Here is a 13750-nt window from a genome sequence, read left to right on the forward strand (position 1 = left end):
ACTCCTCGAAAGGACGCACATCATGCGCCTGCTTCTCATCTCCGACACCCATGGCCACCTCGACATCATCGAGCAGCTCGCGAAGGAGACCCGGGCCGACGCAGTCTTGCACGCGGGCGACTTCGGCTTCTATGACCAGGAGAGCGCGGACCGTATCGAGTCGCGTGAGCTCTTCCTTCGGGTGGTGCACTCGAAGCTGCCCGACGCGGTGAAGCAGCGGGCCAAGAAGCTGAAGGGTGACGCCCTCCGGGCCTTCATCCGCAAGGAGCTTCCGCTGTCCGACTTCGGCGAGTGGCTGCACTCCGGCCGGGGGTTCTCCGTGCCCACGTTCGCGGTCTGGGGCAATCACGAGGACGGAGCCGTCGTCGCCGAGCTGCTGGCGGGGCGTCGGCACGTCCCCAACCTGACGCTCCTGGGAACAGGGACGTGCGGCCCCTTCCGCTTCTTTGGCCTCGGAGGAAACCTCCTTCCCGAGCTTCTGGGGGAGGACGCGCCCATCGATGGTGGCCGAGGGAAGATTCGCGCGACGGCTCGGGAGATTTCCGCGCTGCTCGACTCCGCGCGGCCCAGGGTCTCAGGGGAGGTCCGCGTTCTCGTGACTCACGTGAGCCCCGGCAAGGAACCGCTGGTCGGGCTCCTCGCGGCGGCCCTCGACGTGGACCTCACCGTCTCCGGGCACATGGGCTCACCCTACGGCTGCGTCTGGGATGACTTCGCGGTACGCGGGCAAGCCGAGGCCGCCGCCCGGCTTTCCGCTACCGCGGCGGCACTCCCCGAGGAGCTGCGAGCACGGCTTCCAGCGCCGCCGTCTGGCGAGGAGCGGGCCAGATGGTACCGCGGCACCTTCCACGTCAACCTCCCGGACGCCCCGGATGGCCATGCGGTGGTGGAGCTCGCGGACGGACGCTTGCGATTGGAGACGTCGTCAGCCGGCTTCCCGCTGCGCGCGTGACGGTCCCAGCCACCTGGGACGCCCACACGCGTCAGAAGATCTTGTCCAGGCCGGTCTTGACCCAATTCTTCACCGTGTCGGCCGCGTCGCCCAGGCTGAAACCGTGAGGCCCGGCGATGTCGACCATTCCGTTGACACCCCGCGCGCGCAGGTCCTCGGCAGCCTTTGCGGGATCCTCCGCCGAGCCCCACACCGAGACGGTGCCCGCGGGGAGGAACGTCTGGATGGCCTCGTCTGTCAGCTTGTCATGACGCACCACGAAGGTGACGGGCCCGCCCAGCGCCCGAGCCATCTCCACCATCTTCGCCGCGTCGCCCGCCTTCACCTGTCCGTCCGTGGGAGGGTTGATGGCCAGGATGGCGTTCGGGAAGCGCTCGCGAATCTCGGCGCCCCACCGCTGCATGTCCGCGAAGCTCAGGTTGAGCATCAACCGGTCCTCGGGAATGCCCACCCGCTCCAGCTCGTCGAGGACGGCCGGGACCTGGTCGCCCTCCTTGATGTCGAGCTTGAGCCCGCGCCCGGACTCCTTGCCCATCGTCAACCACTCGTGGAGGGTGAGGTTGTCCCCGTCCTCGTGGCCCGAGTCGTGGCGCATCTCAGGAGAGTCCCGATTGATCTCCTGACGGACGTCGCCCTCGAACCAGTTGGCGTTGCTGTCCAGCGCGGCCTCGAACTGCTCCCGGGTGTTGGTGCGGTGAGCGTTGCGCGCCTCGGAGAGGGGCAGGTCACCGGTCCAGGTCGTCCCCGCGGGGCAGGCGGGCCCGGAGGGCGGCGCGCTCCGCGTGGACTCGAAGCTGTCCACGGAGGAGTACCGGGTGGGCGCGGCGACGGCCTTCGCGGCGGGCGCCGCCGGCTGGCGGTCCAGCTTGGGAAGGGAAACGACCGTGGGGCGAATGCGACCGTCGGGCTCGATGGACAAGGTGTGCGACCTCCAGAGAGTATTATCGACGGCGGGCCCTCAAAGGTGCTTGGCCTCTCAAAAAGATAGAATGCTCGAGCTCCTTGAGTTCGAATCCCACGCGCTTCGAAGGACGAGTCCATGGGCAGGCCATTGCCAGTGCTACCGCCGCACCCCGCGCTGTACATCGCGGGCCCTGGCGCGCTCACAAGCTATCTGCGCGCGCGAGAGGTCCGTCATCGTGTGCGGCAGGACCGCGTCTCCATCTCGCTCGGTGTCGGAGAGTTCTCTGACGCCACGCTCGACGTCGATTGGCTCGTCGATCAGGTGCGGTTCGTCGTCATCGCGGCGCTCGACGTCTCCTCCGCGAACCTCGCGGAGGTTGCCCTCGCGGTCGAGCGGGTGAACGCGGAGATCGGGTTTCCGGTGTGGCGGGTACTGCCGACGCTCTCCGCAACGTTCACGGTCACCCTCGATCACGAGGGGAGGCTCTCGAGCCGGGTGCTCGAGTACGCGATCGCGCTGCTGCGCGATGCGCTCGTGCGCGATCAGCCCGTGTTCCATGCACAGCCCGGAGTGGTCCCGCCATGATCGCACGATCGAGCCGTGAGTGCCTGCTGTACATGCAGCTCCACCCATGCGCCTGCGGTGCGCACAACCCGGCGACGAGCCAGGGCGTGCACTCGACGGCGGACGGGCTCGTCGCCCGGTATGCGGGCACGTGTCCGCGCTGTGGGCGCGAGCACGCGTTCGAGTTCGTGCTCGATGCCGAGACGCCGCCCCTCGACGTCTATGGCGGTGCACGGCCGTCACAGCTCATCTGTCCGGGCCAGTTCGCGCTGCACTCCGACCAGCTCGCCGCGCGCTGGCCGGCGGATGTTGCGGCGATCCCCGCCAGCAAGCGCGGCGCCGCCCGCGAGGATTTGTCGTGGGCGATTCGCGACCTCGAGGAGGTGGCGAAGTTCTTCCGCGATGGCGCGGTCCCCGAGGAGGCGTTCACCTCTGATGCGGGGCGCGAACTCTACCGCGCGCAGCCCGGTCGGTTCCGCCGCGCGCGCCTGGGGGCGCGCATCGAGGCCTACCGCCGGCTGGTCGCAACGCTCGGCGATTGACGGGAGACCTGCCAGCATTCGCCTCCTACCCGCCGCGGCCGGGCGCTCCTTGCCCGTGTCGCGACGAGGATGCGAGGCTGAGCGCCGTGTCCGGGAACGGTTCGAAGCGGGACGAGGACGACGCGCTCGAGCGCGCCGAGTTCGAACGCGCCGAGGAGGAGTTCGAACGCTCGCTGCGAATCAAGCCGTCGAAGCTGGTGACGCCTTCGGAGCCAGCACCCGTGATGAGCAAGATCATCTTTCACGGGTATCCGCTCATCTGGCTGGGTGAGGACGCGTTCGTCTTCGTCCACTTCCTCGTGGGCGAGCGAAGGCTCGACAAGCCGCTCGACGTGACGTGGACTTCTCTCGACCCGAGCGTCCTCTCGATTCGGGAGGCAGAGCGCCAGGGACAATCCGTGATGGCGCGTCTCGTCGGCGCGTCCCCCGGAATCACCAGGCTCGTCGCGACGACGCAAGAAGGGCACCGCGAGGAGCTGGAAATCCGCGTCGTCGATCGCGACAGCGTCGAAATCCAGTGGTTCTGAGATCGAGAGCAATGGGGCGGAGGCGCCGGTGCACGTTCTGGCGCGTCAGAGGCTGTCGAGGAAGGCGAGCAGCGCCAGGCGGTCTTCTTGCGGCAGTGCCACCACCGCGTCCCGCGCCGCCTGCGCTTCCCCGCCGTGCCACAGCACCGCCTCGAGCACCGAGCCGGCCCGCCCATCGTGCAGCAGGTTGACGGCGCCAGACACCTGCGCGGTGAAGCCCAGGCCCCACAGTGGAGCCGTGCGCCATTCACTCGCCTCGGGCAGGCCGGAGTCGTCCGCCAGCCCCGCGCCCATGTCGTGAAGCAACAGGTCGGTGTAGGGGCGCACCGTCTGTGCGCGGAGCTCCTCGAACGGGTGGCGCCCACCCGTCGTCAGCTCGCGCAGGTGACAGGCGCCACAACCCACCGCGGCGAACACCTCGGTGCCGCGACGGACCTGCTCCAGCGAGGTCACGCGCTGCGGCATGACCCCGAGCAGCCGCAGATAGGTGACGAGGCGAGACCGGTCTTCGCCGCCGAGCGCGCCCTCCGTCACCCCCACTCCGAGGTGGGCCTCGAGCTCGGCGTCGACCTGCGCGGAGACCGACGGGTGCTCGGCCTTCCAGCCAAAGCGGCCGAGCCGCGGTTCTTCACCCGGCGCGCCTCTGCTCAGCGCAGGGCGGCCCGAGATGCCGTCCCCGTCGCAGTCGGTCTCGTCGGCGGCCGCCAGGATGGTCGATTCGTCGATCGCCTCGAGCAGCCCCAGGCCGACCAGCGCCGGCGCCAGCCGCGCCGACGCGCGCAGCGGCCGGCCGGCGTCGAACACCGGCCGGTGCAGCACCACCACCTCGCCGTCGCTGAGCGTCACCGACTGCGGCTCGATGCGCGAAAGCGCCACCGGGGCCTCCTGGGGCTGAAGCTGGTCGCCGAATTCCGGCTCGCCGGTCAGCCTGAGCACCAGCGATTGCACCTGCGCTCCCACCGGCGGCAACACGCCGCGGCCGTTGAAGGCATGGCAGGCAATGCAGCTCCTGGCGTTGAACAGCGGCCCCTGCACGCCCTGCAACGGTAGGGGCGGGTTGCCCGCCTCGACGTGGGCGCCCGTGTCGAGCTCGGTGTAGAAGAGCCGGCGGCCCTCGAGAAACCCTTGAGGGTGTGGCCACTGGATGTTGAGCGCAAACTGCGAGAGCGCGTACTTCGGCTCGACCGGGGTGCCATCGGCGAGGGCGACGAAGGGCACGGTGGTGCCTCCGCCGAGGCGGGCGTCGGGAGGAGGCCCCAACATGCCGGCGGAGTCGAAGGTCTCTGGCGTGAGGCCGCCGAGGCCGACCTGGTAGCGGAAGGTGTCGGAGAAATAGGCCGACCCGCCGGCAATGGGGGCGGGGTCCATGGGATCGGCGCCAGCCAGGTAGATGCCGAGCTCGAAGTCGAGGATGTCACCCGCGCGGAGCGGCCGACCTTCGCGGGGGTTGTCGGTCACCGTCTGCTCGAGCTGGCGCGGCGACACCGGACGCATCTGCTGGTTGACGTGAAAGGTGTAGCCCCCGTTCTGGTTTCCCTCGAGGCCGTACATCTTCCAGCTGCGGAAGTTGGTGACCGGGCCGTACGTCGAGACGTCGGCGTTGGGGTAGTACGTGATCTTGATTTCGGAACGGCCGGCCGCGACCGCGTCTTCGACCACGAGCCGGTAGCTCCGGTTCTCGAACGAGCGCGTGTCGAAGGAACCGAAGCGCTCCTCGCGCTCATGACGGCCGCGCACCCGCCCGGCGACCTCGGTGACGAGGACGCCGTCCTCCCGGCGGCTGATGATGGGGCCGGTCTCGGCGGGGCCTTCGGCGAACAGCGGCGTCACGCCGGGGAGCGACGCCTGCCGGCACTGCTGCGGGTTGGGACCGAGCACCATCCCAGAGCCGCCACCGAACTTGAACGGTTCGCACCCCGCGAGCACCAGCGCCAGCACCAGCATGTTGGGCGACCATCCGCGCATCGGCGTCGTCAGTCTACCACCCGCGCACGCCGCCCGAGAACCAGAGCGCGCCGAAGGCGCCGCCAACGCGAACGGGCGACTCGCCCACCACGGTGCCCTCGAGGCGCGGGGCCCAGACGACTCCATCGAGGCCCATCCCGAGCGCAAGCCACCCCCGCGGACGCCACTCGCCGCTCACCCCCACCTGGGGCCCCCAGAGCACGCCCTGCGTGACAGCCCCCACATGCCCTTCCGCCGGCAGGCCCTTGAGCACCCCGAGTCCGCCGCGCAGCCCGACGCCGCCCCGAACCATCCACCGCGCCCGCTCGGCCCGCGCGTCGAAGGTGATGCCCCCATCGACCAGCGTCGCCAACACCGAGCCCGAGGCCCGCTGTGCTCCTCCCCGCAGCGCCGCCACGTCGAGGCGCATGCCCACCCAGCTCCCAAGCCGCACGTCGGCCGCGAGCCCCCCGCCAAGCAGCGGCACTGTCCCCGAGCGGCCGACGCCGAACAGGCCGAACTGCACCCGGCCCGGCTCGGCGATGGGAGCGGGCGGGGCCTGTGGGGGAGGGGGAGGCGAGGCCTGTGGGGGAGGCGGGGCCTGTGGAGGCGGCAGGGCCTCGACCGGCGGGTGGGGCGGCTCGGCTGGGGGCGAAGACCACAGCCGCGCGACGGCTTCGGCCACCAACAACGCGACCGTCCGGGGAACGGCCAACGTGCTGACGTCGGAGATGTCGACCTCGAACTGCTCGGGCTTTCGGCTCAACACCTCGAGCGCCACCCTGTAGCGCGGTGCCGTGCAGTCGACGGTCACCATCGTGTCACTCTCGCTGGACGCCGCGTTGACGGGCACCTTGAGCTCGACCGCCAGCAGCCGACGCAGCTCAGGTTCGACGCCAGGTGGGCAACCGGTGACACTCATCGCCACCTGCCCCGAGCCAGACGTCGAGACAGCGGCCACCATCCACAGCACAGCGAACATCAAGCCAGGGCCCCCTGCGCGGCGTCGGGGTACCCGGACGGAAGAGGGGACATCACGGTGCTCCGAGCCTCCCCCACTGTCTCACGGCGTCGATCCGCCCCGACTGCGGAAACTCGTCGACGAAGCGCTCGGCGGTGCCGCGGGCGGCCGCGGCGTCTCCCGCCCGGGCCTGGGCCTCGACGGCGCGGGCCAGCGCGTCGGGGGCGAGCGGGCTCTTCGGGGCCAGCGCGTGCGCCTCGAGAAACGCGTCGGCCGCCTCTCGCGGGTTGCCCAGATCGTCGAGCAGCACCCGGCCGAGGGTAAAGGCGGCGAGCGACGCGCGTGGGTCACCGCGAAAACGCGACAGCACCCGGCGGAGCGGGGCGAGCGAAGCCTCGGGGTGGCCACTGAGACGGGCCACGTCGGCGGCGCGGAGCAGATCGCCGGGCTCGTCATCGGGAGCACCCTCGCGCTGCATCGCCGACCATGCAGTCTGGAAATCGCCCTGCTCGGCGAGCGCTCGCCAGGTGGCCGGACGACGCACGCTCTTCCTGCCCGGGGGCCGCGGTGCCGGCGCCACGCTCGGCGCCAGGGGCGTCGCGGGCCCACCGCTGTCCTCGCTCGCCTCGGCCGTCACCCCGTCAGGCCCGGTGGGCGCGCCGGCAGCTTCAGGGGCGAGTGCCTCGGCGCGAAAGGTGCCTTGCTCGCCCGCCGCCAGCAGCGTCTCCCGAGCTCCGGTGCGCACCCGAACGCGGCCCTCGGTGACCACCACGCTCACCTGCTCGTCACCGCGGGTGACCGAAAACGCGGTGCCGACCACCTCGACCTCCACCGCACCAGCCGACACCCGCACCAGTCGCCCGTGCTGCGGGGCGACACGGAAGCGCATGGCGCCGCGCTCGAGCTCGAGCCACAAGAGTCCCGGCTCCGAGCGGAGGGTGCGCACCGGCGCGCCGATGGGCATCACCACCCGCGCGTCTTCACCGATCGCGACCTCGGGAACGCCGGGCCCGCGCAGCGTCGACGGTACGAAGAGCCCGACCAGCAGGATCGCCGCGACGCCGAGCCCGGCCAGAGCCACCCGTCGGCGCACTGCCCGTTGGCGGTAGCGCCGACGCACCTCTGCTTCGAACAGGGTCGCCTCGTGGGTCGAGTACTGCGGATCGAGCGAGCGCGCCGCCTCAGCCCAACGCTGGTGCAGTTCAGTCACGGTGCGCCTCCGCCATCGCCGCGTCCACCGCGGCGATGCGTCGTTTGGCAGTCGAGAGCGAGCAGCCCAAGAGCTCGGCGACGCGCTCGAGCCGCTCACCCTCGAGATAGCGCAGGCTCCACGCCACCTGCTCGTCCGCCGACCTGCCGTCGAGCACCCGGTACACGTCGCTCAACAGCGCCCGGTGCTCGCCGTTGGCGCGGGGCGTGGAGAGCAGGGTGGGGTGCCAGCGCTCCCACAGGCCGAAAGCGCGCTGCAGCCTCCGCCTTCGCAGCCGCCTCAGCGTCAGCCGCACCGCGGTCGACACAAGGTAGGGCTTGACCCGCAGGGGGTTTTCGAGCCGCTTGAGGCCATCGAGGGCACGCACGAAGGTGTCCTGCACGATGTCGTCGACCTCGTCGTCACGCCCCAACATGCGCTTCACCACCCCCGCGATGTAGGGGCGGTACGCCCGAACCACGGCGGTGAAGTCGGCCGGGTCGACCTCCGGCTCGGTGGCGTCCTGGTGCAATGGAATGAGTCGCCCGGGTACGGACATGACCCTCTAGAGACACTACCGCTCAAAACGGGTCACGCCAACGTCGAGCGGATGCCCGGGGGTGTTGCCGCACGGACACGCACCTCATGACACATACCGGGAGTAACGCCGCGCATCACCGCCAGCGTGAACCCGGGTCTGGGCCTCATCGGCGTTGAGGACGGGGGCGAGTGCTTCCTTCACCTACACCACGTGCCGCCTGCCTCCACACCTCGAGCACGCGAACACGTCTTGTCGATTTCGTTGAGCCGAATACAGCCGCACGAGTCTCTACATACGTGATGACAGAGTTCCACCTTCGGTCGAACAACGCGGGTTTCATGTTTCATCTCGTGCCGCGTGCGCGATCCCGTTCCTTATTGGCCCGAGGGTCTTCCCGCGAGTCTGGCTTTGCAACTCGGCGTCTCTGAAAGGAGCGACCATGCGTCTCGGCCTGGCCTTCAAACGTGTTGGAGTCTGTGTTTTTCTCGGGCTCTCGGCATGTGAGGGCTCTTCCTTTGTTTCTCTGTCGAACCGAGGTGAGGGCGAGACGATGTCGGCGCACCTGCTGACAGCGTCGGAATACAACGCAACGGTTCAGGACCTGCTCGGAGTCACGTCTCGGCCGGCCGACTACTTCCCCGCGGTTTCGGCGTCCGAGTTCGATGCGAACGTGGGCGTGCTCGCCTCCCTGTCGGAGGTTCAAAGTGAAGCGGTCTTCAACGCCGCCCGCGACGTGGTGGCCAAGGCCTTCGAGTCGCCCGAGCTTGCCGCGCGCCTGGTCACCTGCACTCCCACCAGTGACGCGGATGATGAATGTCCGAAGTCCCTCGTGAAGAAGCTGGGTCGCCTCGCATTTCGCCACTCCCTCGACGCCGAAGAGGTGGACGCGTACCTGGCGACCTACCACAAGGCGAGGCAGTCGCTGGAGATGGGCCACGTGGACGCGGTCGCGCACGTACTCCGGGTGATGCTCAGCAGTCCGTCATTCTTCCTTCGCATCGAGCGTCCCGGACAGGGGAAGAGCGCATTCGAGTCCGCGGCGCTGGCGAGCCGCCTCTCCTACCTGCTCTGGGGCTCCATGCCCGACGATGAGCTGCTCGACAGCGCCGAGAGCGGCAAGCTCGACGACGATGCGGCGCTGATCGCCATGACGGACAAGATGCTCGAGGATCCTCGACGTCAGCGCTTCGTCTCCCAATTCCTCGGCCAGTGGCTCGGCACCGTGCGTCTCTCGAGCCACAACGTCGACACCAGCCGCTTCCCCCAATGGACGCCGGCGGTGGCAAAGGGGGTCGAGGCGCAGGCCAACGACTTCCTGTCTGGCTTCGTGAGCGGGACCACTCCCTGGAGAGAGGTGTTCCTGGCCCCGCATCCGGCGAACACAGCGCTCCAGCCGCTGCTCGCCGCTGACCCGACGACCCTGCAGCGTCGCGGCTTCCTGATGTTGCCGGCCTTCCTGACGCTCAGCTCCCACAGCGATCGCACCTCGCCCACCGCCCGTGCCAAGGGCGTCATCACGTCGCTCTTCTGCACCGACATGACGCCTCCGCCAGGAGTCATCACCGAGCTTCCGCCGCAGGATGGCCCGACGCCCAGAACCGTCCGTGAGCGACTCGAGGCGCACCGGCGCAATCCGTCCTGCGCGGGCTGCCACAACATGCTCGATCCGCTCGGACTCAGCCTCGAGAACTTCGATGCAGTGGGCCGCTACCGCACCCAGGACGAGGGGCAGCCCATCGACGCGAGCGGCGTCTACGAGGGCACACCCTTCACCGACCTGTCGGGGCTGCTGCCGCTGCTTGCGGAGGATTCGCGACTCGGCGATTGCGCGCCTCGGAAGCTGTACAGCTTCGCCATGCGCCGCAGCCTGGTGCCGGAGGACGAGCCTCAGGTCGCCAGGCTGGCATCCACGTGGAAGGCAGGAACGCTCCGCGAACTCCTTCACCAGGTCGTGGTTTCGCCCGCCTTCCGTGGGCACGCCGAGGAGGCTCCATGAAGACCCCATTGTCGCGCCGAACCGTGCTGCGTGGAGCAGGCGTCGCGCTGTTCCTTCCCTGGTTGGAGGCCCTCGCGCCTCGCGCCGCCCGCGCCGCGGCCGGGAGCATCCCTCGCCGTTTGTTGATCTGCGCCTTCCCCAACGGCGCTCCGCACGATTGGTGGAGCACGGCGCCCGCGTTTGGAACGTCGGTCTCGGGTGACGCGTTCCAACTGCCCAACGTGCTCACGCCCTTCCAGCCCATCAAGCACAAGTTGATGATGGTGAGCCGACTGGGCAACTACACGTGGAGCAACGACGGCGACAAGCCAACCCCGAGCGTCGAGCCGTCGCATGCGCGTTGCATGTCGGCCGTCACCACCTGCATCGACGCCGATGAGGCCGCGCGCAAGGCGAAACTCCCCCTCGACTCCGCGGTGCGAAGCACCACCTCGGTGGATCAGCTCATCGCGCAGACCCTGCAGGGCCAGACCGGCCTCAACTCGATGCAGACCGGGCTGGGCGTCAAGCCTGGCTTCTTCGACTACCGCAGCTACGCCTACAACCAGGTGCTGTCGTGGAAGTCGCCGACCGAGCCGCTCAAGCGGAACGTCAATCCACGTGTCATTTTCGATGCGTTGGTCGGAAGCGGCAACGCGCAGACTCCGGCGGAGCTCGCCAGGCTCAAGGCGCGAGAGAAGAGCGTGCTGGACGCGGTCCGAGAGGACACGAACCGCATCAAGAGTCGCGTGAGCAGTCGCGATCAGCAGGTGCTGGACCAGTATCTGACGACCGTGCGGAGCCTCGAACTCGCCGCCGATCAGGTCTCGGCCACATGCCGTGCGCTGCCCACGCCCAACGCAGTGCCCGAGCCGCCCGGCCCGCAGCAGGGTCTGTCCCAGGGACAGGACGGGTACGACCATGAGCTCCACGCCAACGTGATGAACGATCTCATCACACTCGCCTTCGAGTGCGATCGCACGCGCGTGGTGACCCACCTGCTCGATGACGCGCGTTCCGAGTTCGAATATCGCAACATCCCCGCCTCGGACCGGACGCGCGTGGGGCTCGCGTACAATGCAGGAGCCAGCCTCCACTACCACGGCTGCCAGCACGGAGAGGGCGAGCTGGGCGATACGACGGAGAATGGCAAGTACAAGATCGTGAAGCCGAGCAACCGCGACTTCGCGGCCATCAACGCCTGGATGGGCCGCAAGGTGGCGGAGCTCGCTCTCAAGCTGGATGCCATCCCCGAAGGCGATGGCACCGTGCTCGACCACACCACGCTCGTTTTCCTCAGCGAGATGCGCACGCACGACCACGATGCGTTCGATCTGCCGATCCTGATCGCCGGTGGCAACGGTGTCCTGAAGCGGAACACGCACATCGCCTATGACTCGGTGGGCAACGACCGGCAGCTCCGCGATATGTGGTTCACCATCATGCGGCACGTCTTCGGCATGCCTGTGACCTCGTTCGGAGAGGACGCCCGAGGCGTGGCGAACGCGGAGCTCACCGAGCTCCTCGCGTAATCTCTCGCAGCTGTTCGCGTCGAGCGGCGCCTCAGCGAGCCCGACAACCCACCCGTCGTCATGCGCCAGGCTTGCGCGCGTGCCCACGGCATTGAAACGCAATTGAGAGACTGCTCAATGGCGCGGCGCCGCGAGTTGTGCGCGGCGCTGCCAGCGGCTGCTTGCAAACACCGTGATTGGCCGGGAAGGGACTGATGATGCGTCAGAGGTTGATGGTTGTTCAGATGGTGCTGTCCCTGGGCCTTTTCCTGGGGGCTCCGAGTGTCGCTTCCGCTGCGGGGTTCACCCTTCAGGGCGCGACCAGGGTTTCATTCACCGGGAAGGGACCTGCCGGATTCAAGCTGGTGGGGACCACCGAGAAGCTGTCGCTCCAGGACGACGGCCAGTCCATCACCTTCACGGTGCCGCTGGACTCCCTCGATACGGGCATCGAGCTGCGCAATCGGCACATGAAGGAGAAGTACCTGGAGACGGCCAGGTTCCCCCAGGCCGTATTCGTGGTGAAGCGTAGCGAGCTGCTGGTGCCGGCCAGGGGTGAGACGAAGTCCGGCCAGGCCAGGGGAATGCTCACCCTGCACGGCGAGACGCGAGAGGTCGTACTGCAGTACCGCGCGGAGCGAGCGGCCGATCAGACGACGAAGGTGACCTCGAAGGTGAAGCTGAGTTTCAAGGACTTTGGCGTCGCAGTCCCAAGCTACCTGGGCGTCACCGTCAAGCCAGACATCGACATCGACGTCGCCTTCGAAGTCACCCAGGCTTGAGAACATTCGCGCGCGTCGGCGAAAACTGCCGCTCGTGAGCGCTGAGGGAAGGACCCAGACGTGTCTGTTCGAGTGCTCATGTGGACGCTTGCGGTGTTCCTGCTGATCCATCCGCAGGCGGCCGCGGCGTTCCCGTGGATGATCAAACACAATTATACGAGCTGCCAGTCGTGTCACGTCGACCCCAGCGGTGGCGGCGTGATGACTGATTACGGGCGCGCGCAGCAGCAGACGCTCCTCGAGACCCAATGGGGGACGCCCAACCTGGAGGGTGAAGCGAACCCCAACACCCAGTTCCTCTACGGCGCGCTCGGTTCCTCGCGCCCGGAGTGGTTTCTACCGGAGGTGTCGGTGCGCGCGGGTGGCCTCTTCTCGCGCTCGGTGAATCCCGGAGCCGCGAGCAACGAGGGCCAGGTCCGCGACGTGCTGGTCCCGGTGGTGATGGCCGCCGACGTTCGCGCCGCAGTGGTGGTGGGAGCCTTCCGGGCCATGGCCTCGCTCGGTGTGGCACCCCGCCGCGCGTTCGCGGCCAGCCTGACCCCCGTCGGCGACATCGACGGGCCGAAGCCCATCAGCCGCGATCATTGGCTGGGAGTCACCCTGCTGGATGAGGCGCTGTTCATCAGGGCAGGGCGTTTGACACTTCCGTTCGGAATCCGCTCGGTCGAGCACACGCTTTGGGCCAGGGCGGTGACCCGCACCGACTTCAACGACGGCCAGCAGCACGGAGTGGCAGTGGCCTACTCGGGAGAGAGCCTCCGCTCCGAGGTGATGGCCATCGCCGGCAACTTCCAGGTTGGCCCGGACGCCTATCGCGAACGTGGGGCTTCCGGCTACTTCGAGTACGTCTTCGCACCGAACCTGACCGCCGGTGTGTCCAGTCTGGTGACCTTCGCCCGCTACGACCGCCTGAACTCCGAGGCGAACACGTTGCGTCAAGCGCATGGACTGTTTGCCCGCTATGCCCCGTCCCCCGACCTCGCCTTGATCGCGGAGCTGGACGCGCTGGTGCGCAGCAGCCAGCAGGGAGGGCTCCGGGCGGGCGTGGTGGGGTACGCCCAGGCGGATCTGGAGATCGTCCGTGGCCTGCACCTCCTGGGCACCATCGAGCTCCTTCGAGAGGACCAGCGCGGAGCGGCGGGTACGCAACTCGGTGGATGGCTGGGCATGAGCTGGTTCGCGGCGCGTGGCTTCGAAGTCCGGCTCGACGGGTTTGCCCGGCAGACGCCTGTCCAGGGACAGGCCTCCATCTCCAACCTGGGCAGCGTCCTCCTGCTGCACCTCTACTTGTGAGCCCGAAAGTGCCAATCGCCCTCTGTCGTTCCCGTTTCGCCCGACCGATGGTGACGGTCGCGCTC

Annotated in this window: 13 protein-coding genes; 8 read left to right on the forward strand and 5 right to left on the reverse strand. The window is 68.6% G+C overall.

Annotated elements, in window-relative coordinates; genetic code table 11:
* Nucleotides 1-22: 22 nt before the first annotated feature.
* Nucleotides 23-952, forward strand: coding sequence for a metallophosphoesterase family protein (locus tag OV427_RS42845; protein ID WP_267862012.1), 930 nt, complete (start codon nt 23-25; stop codon nt 950-952).
* Nucleotides 953-983: 31 nt separating this feature from the next.
* On the opposite strand, the gene OV427_RS42850 is transcribed toward OV427_RS42845, so the two are convergent.
* Nucleotides 984-1871, reverse strand: coding sequence for an FAM151A/B family protein (locus tag OV427_RS42850; protein WP_267862013.1), 888 nt, complete (start codon nt 1869-1871; stop codon nt 984-986).
* Between the two features lie 120 nt (nt 1872-1991).
* Between OV427_RS42850 and OV427_RS42855 the strand changes: the two genes are divergently transcribed.
* The 3 genes from OV427_RS42855 to OV427_RS42865 all read left to right on the forward strand — a co-directional run bounded on the left by OV427_RS42855 (nt 1992) and on the right by OV427_RS42865 (nt 3489).
* Complete coding sequence (locus OV427_RS42855; RefSeq protein ID WP_267862014.1) at nt 1992-2441, forward strand: hypothetical protein; 450 nt, start codon at nt 1992-1994, stop codon at nt 2439-2441.
* A complete protein-coding gene (locus OV427_RS42860) occupies nt 2438-2962 on the forward strand; it encodes a hypothetical protein (protein ID WP_267862015.1) in 525 nt (174 codons plus the stop codon). Before OV427_RS42855 ends, OV427_RS42860 begins: the two co-directional genes overlap by 4 nt.
* A gap of 86 nt (nt 2963-3048) precedes the next feature.
* Complete coding sequence (locus tag OV427_RS42865) at nt 3049-3489, forward strand: hypothetical protein (protein WP_267862016.1); 441 nt, start codon at nt 3049-3051, stop codon at nt 3487-3489.
* 45 nt (nt 3490-3534) lie between these two features.
* Here OV427_RS42865 and OV427_RS42870 read toward each other — a convergent pair whose 3' ends face one another.
* The 4 genes from OV427_RS42870 to OV427_RS42885 are packed head-to-tail and all read right to left on the reverse strand — an operon-like array spanning nt 3535 to nt 8142.
* Nucleotides 3535-5433, reverse strand: a complete 1899-nt coding sequence (locus tag OV427_RS42870) for a di-heme oxidoredictase family protein (protein ID WP_267862017.1) — start codon at nt 5431-5433, stop codon at nt 3535-3537.
* Between the two features lie 34 nt (nt 5434-5467).
* The gene (locus OV427_RS42875) at nt 5468-6415 is read right to left on the reverse strand and encodes a hypothetical protein (RefSeq protein ID WP_267862018.1); all 948 of its coding nucleotides are present in this window, start codon (nt 6413-6415) and stop codon (nt 5468-5470) included.
* 52 nt (nt 6416-6467) lie between these two features.
* Nucleotides 6468-7604 carry a FecR domain-containing protein gene (locus tag OV427_RS42880; RefSeq protein ID WP_267862019.1) on the reverse strand — a complete coding sequence of 379 codons (1137 nt, stop codon included), beginning with the start codon at nt 7602-7604 and terminating at the stop codon, nt 6468-6470.
* Nucleotides 7597-8142, reverse strand: a complete 546-nt coding sequence (locus OV427_RS42885) for an RNA polymerase sigma factor (RefSeq protein ID WP_267862020.1) — start codon at nt 8140-8142, stop codon at nt 7597-7599. The genes OV427_RS42880 and OV427_RS42885 overlap by 8 nt, the downstream gene beginning before the upstream one ends.
* 421 nt (nt 8143-8563) lie before the next feature.
* Here OV427_RS42885 and OV427_RS42890 point away from each other — a divergent pair, with 421 nt between their 5' ends.
* The 4 genes from OV427_RS42890 (at nt 8564) to OV427_RS42905 (ending at nt 13685) form a co-directional block, all read left to right on the forward strand.
* Nucleotides 8564-10120, forward strand: coding sequence for a DUF1588 domain-containing protein (locus OV427_RS42890; protein ID WP_267862021.1), 1557 nt, complete (start codon nt 8564-8566; stop codon nt 10118-10120).
* Nucleotides 10117-11631, forward strand: coding sequence for a DUF1552 domain-containing protein (locus tag OV427_RS42895; RefSeq protein WP_267862022.1), 1515 nt, complete (start codon nt 10117-10119; stop codon nt 11629-11631). The genes OV427_RS42890 and OV427_RS42895 overlap by 4 nt, the downstream gene beginning before the upstream one ends.
* A gap of 224 nt (nt 11632-11855) precedes the next feature.
* Nucleotides 11856-12392, forward strand: a complete 537-nt coding sequence (locus tag OV427_RS42900; protein WP_267863566.1) for a YceI family protein — start codon at nt 11856-11858, stop codon at nt 12390-12392.
* Nucleotides 12393-12470: 78 nt separating this feature from the next.
* The gene (locus OV427_RS42905) at nt 12471-13685 is read left to right on the forward strand and encodes a hypothetical protein (RefSeq protein WP_267862023.1); all 1215 of its coding nucleotides are present in this window, start codon (nt 12471-12473) and stop codon (nt 13683-13685) included.
* Nucleotides 13686-13750: the final 65 nt, after the last annotated feature.

Source organism: Pyxidicoccus sp. MSG2 (genome assembly GCF_026626705.1).
Taxonomy (GTDB): Bacteria; Myxococcota; Myxococcia; order Myxococcales; family Myxococcaceae; genus Myxococcus.

Coding starts and splice junctions, on each gene's coding strand:
- OV427_RS42845 (WP_267862012.1), top strand. CDS start 23: ATGCGCCTGCTTCTCATCTCCGACACCCATGGCCACCTCGACATCATC.
- OV427_RS42900 (WP_267863566.1), top strand. CDS start 11,856: ATGGTGCTGTCCCTGGGCCTTTTCCTGGGGGCTCCGAGTGTCGCTTCC.
- OV427_RS42895 (WP_267862022.1), top strand. CDS start 10,117: ATGAAGACCCCATTGTCGCGCCGAACCGTGCTGCGTGGAGCAGGCGTC.
- OV427_RS42870 (WP_267862017.1), bottom strand. CDS start 5,433: ATGCTGGTGCTGGCGCTGGTGCTCGCGGGGTGCGAACCGTTCAAGTTC.
- OV427_RS42855 (WP_267862014.1), top strand. CDS start 1,992: ATGGGCAGGCCATTGCCAGTGCTACCGCCGCACCCCGCGCTGTACATC.
- OV427_RS42905 (WP_267862023.1), top strand. CDS start 12,471: ATGTGGACGCTTGCGGTGTTCCTGCTGATCCATCCGCAGGCGGCCGCG.
- OV427_RS42890 (WP_267862021.1), top strand. CDS start 8,564: ATGCGTCTCGGCCTGGCCTTCAAACGTGTTGGAGTCTGTGTTTTTCTC.
- OV427_RS42885 (WP_267862020.1), bottom strand. CDS start 8,142: ATGTCCGTACCCGGGCGACTCATTCCATTGCACCAGGACGCCACCGAG.
- OV427_RS42860 (WP_267862015.1), top strand. CDS start 2,438: ATGATCGCACGATCGAGCCGTGAGTGCCTGCTGTACATGCAGCTCCAC.
- OV427_RS42875 (WP_267862018.1), bottom strand. CDS start 6,415: ATGTTCGCTGTGCTGTGGATGGTGGCCGCTGTCTCGACGTCTGGCTCG.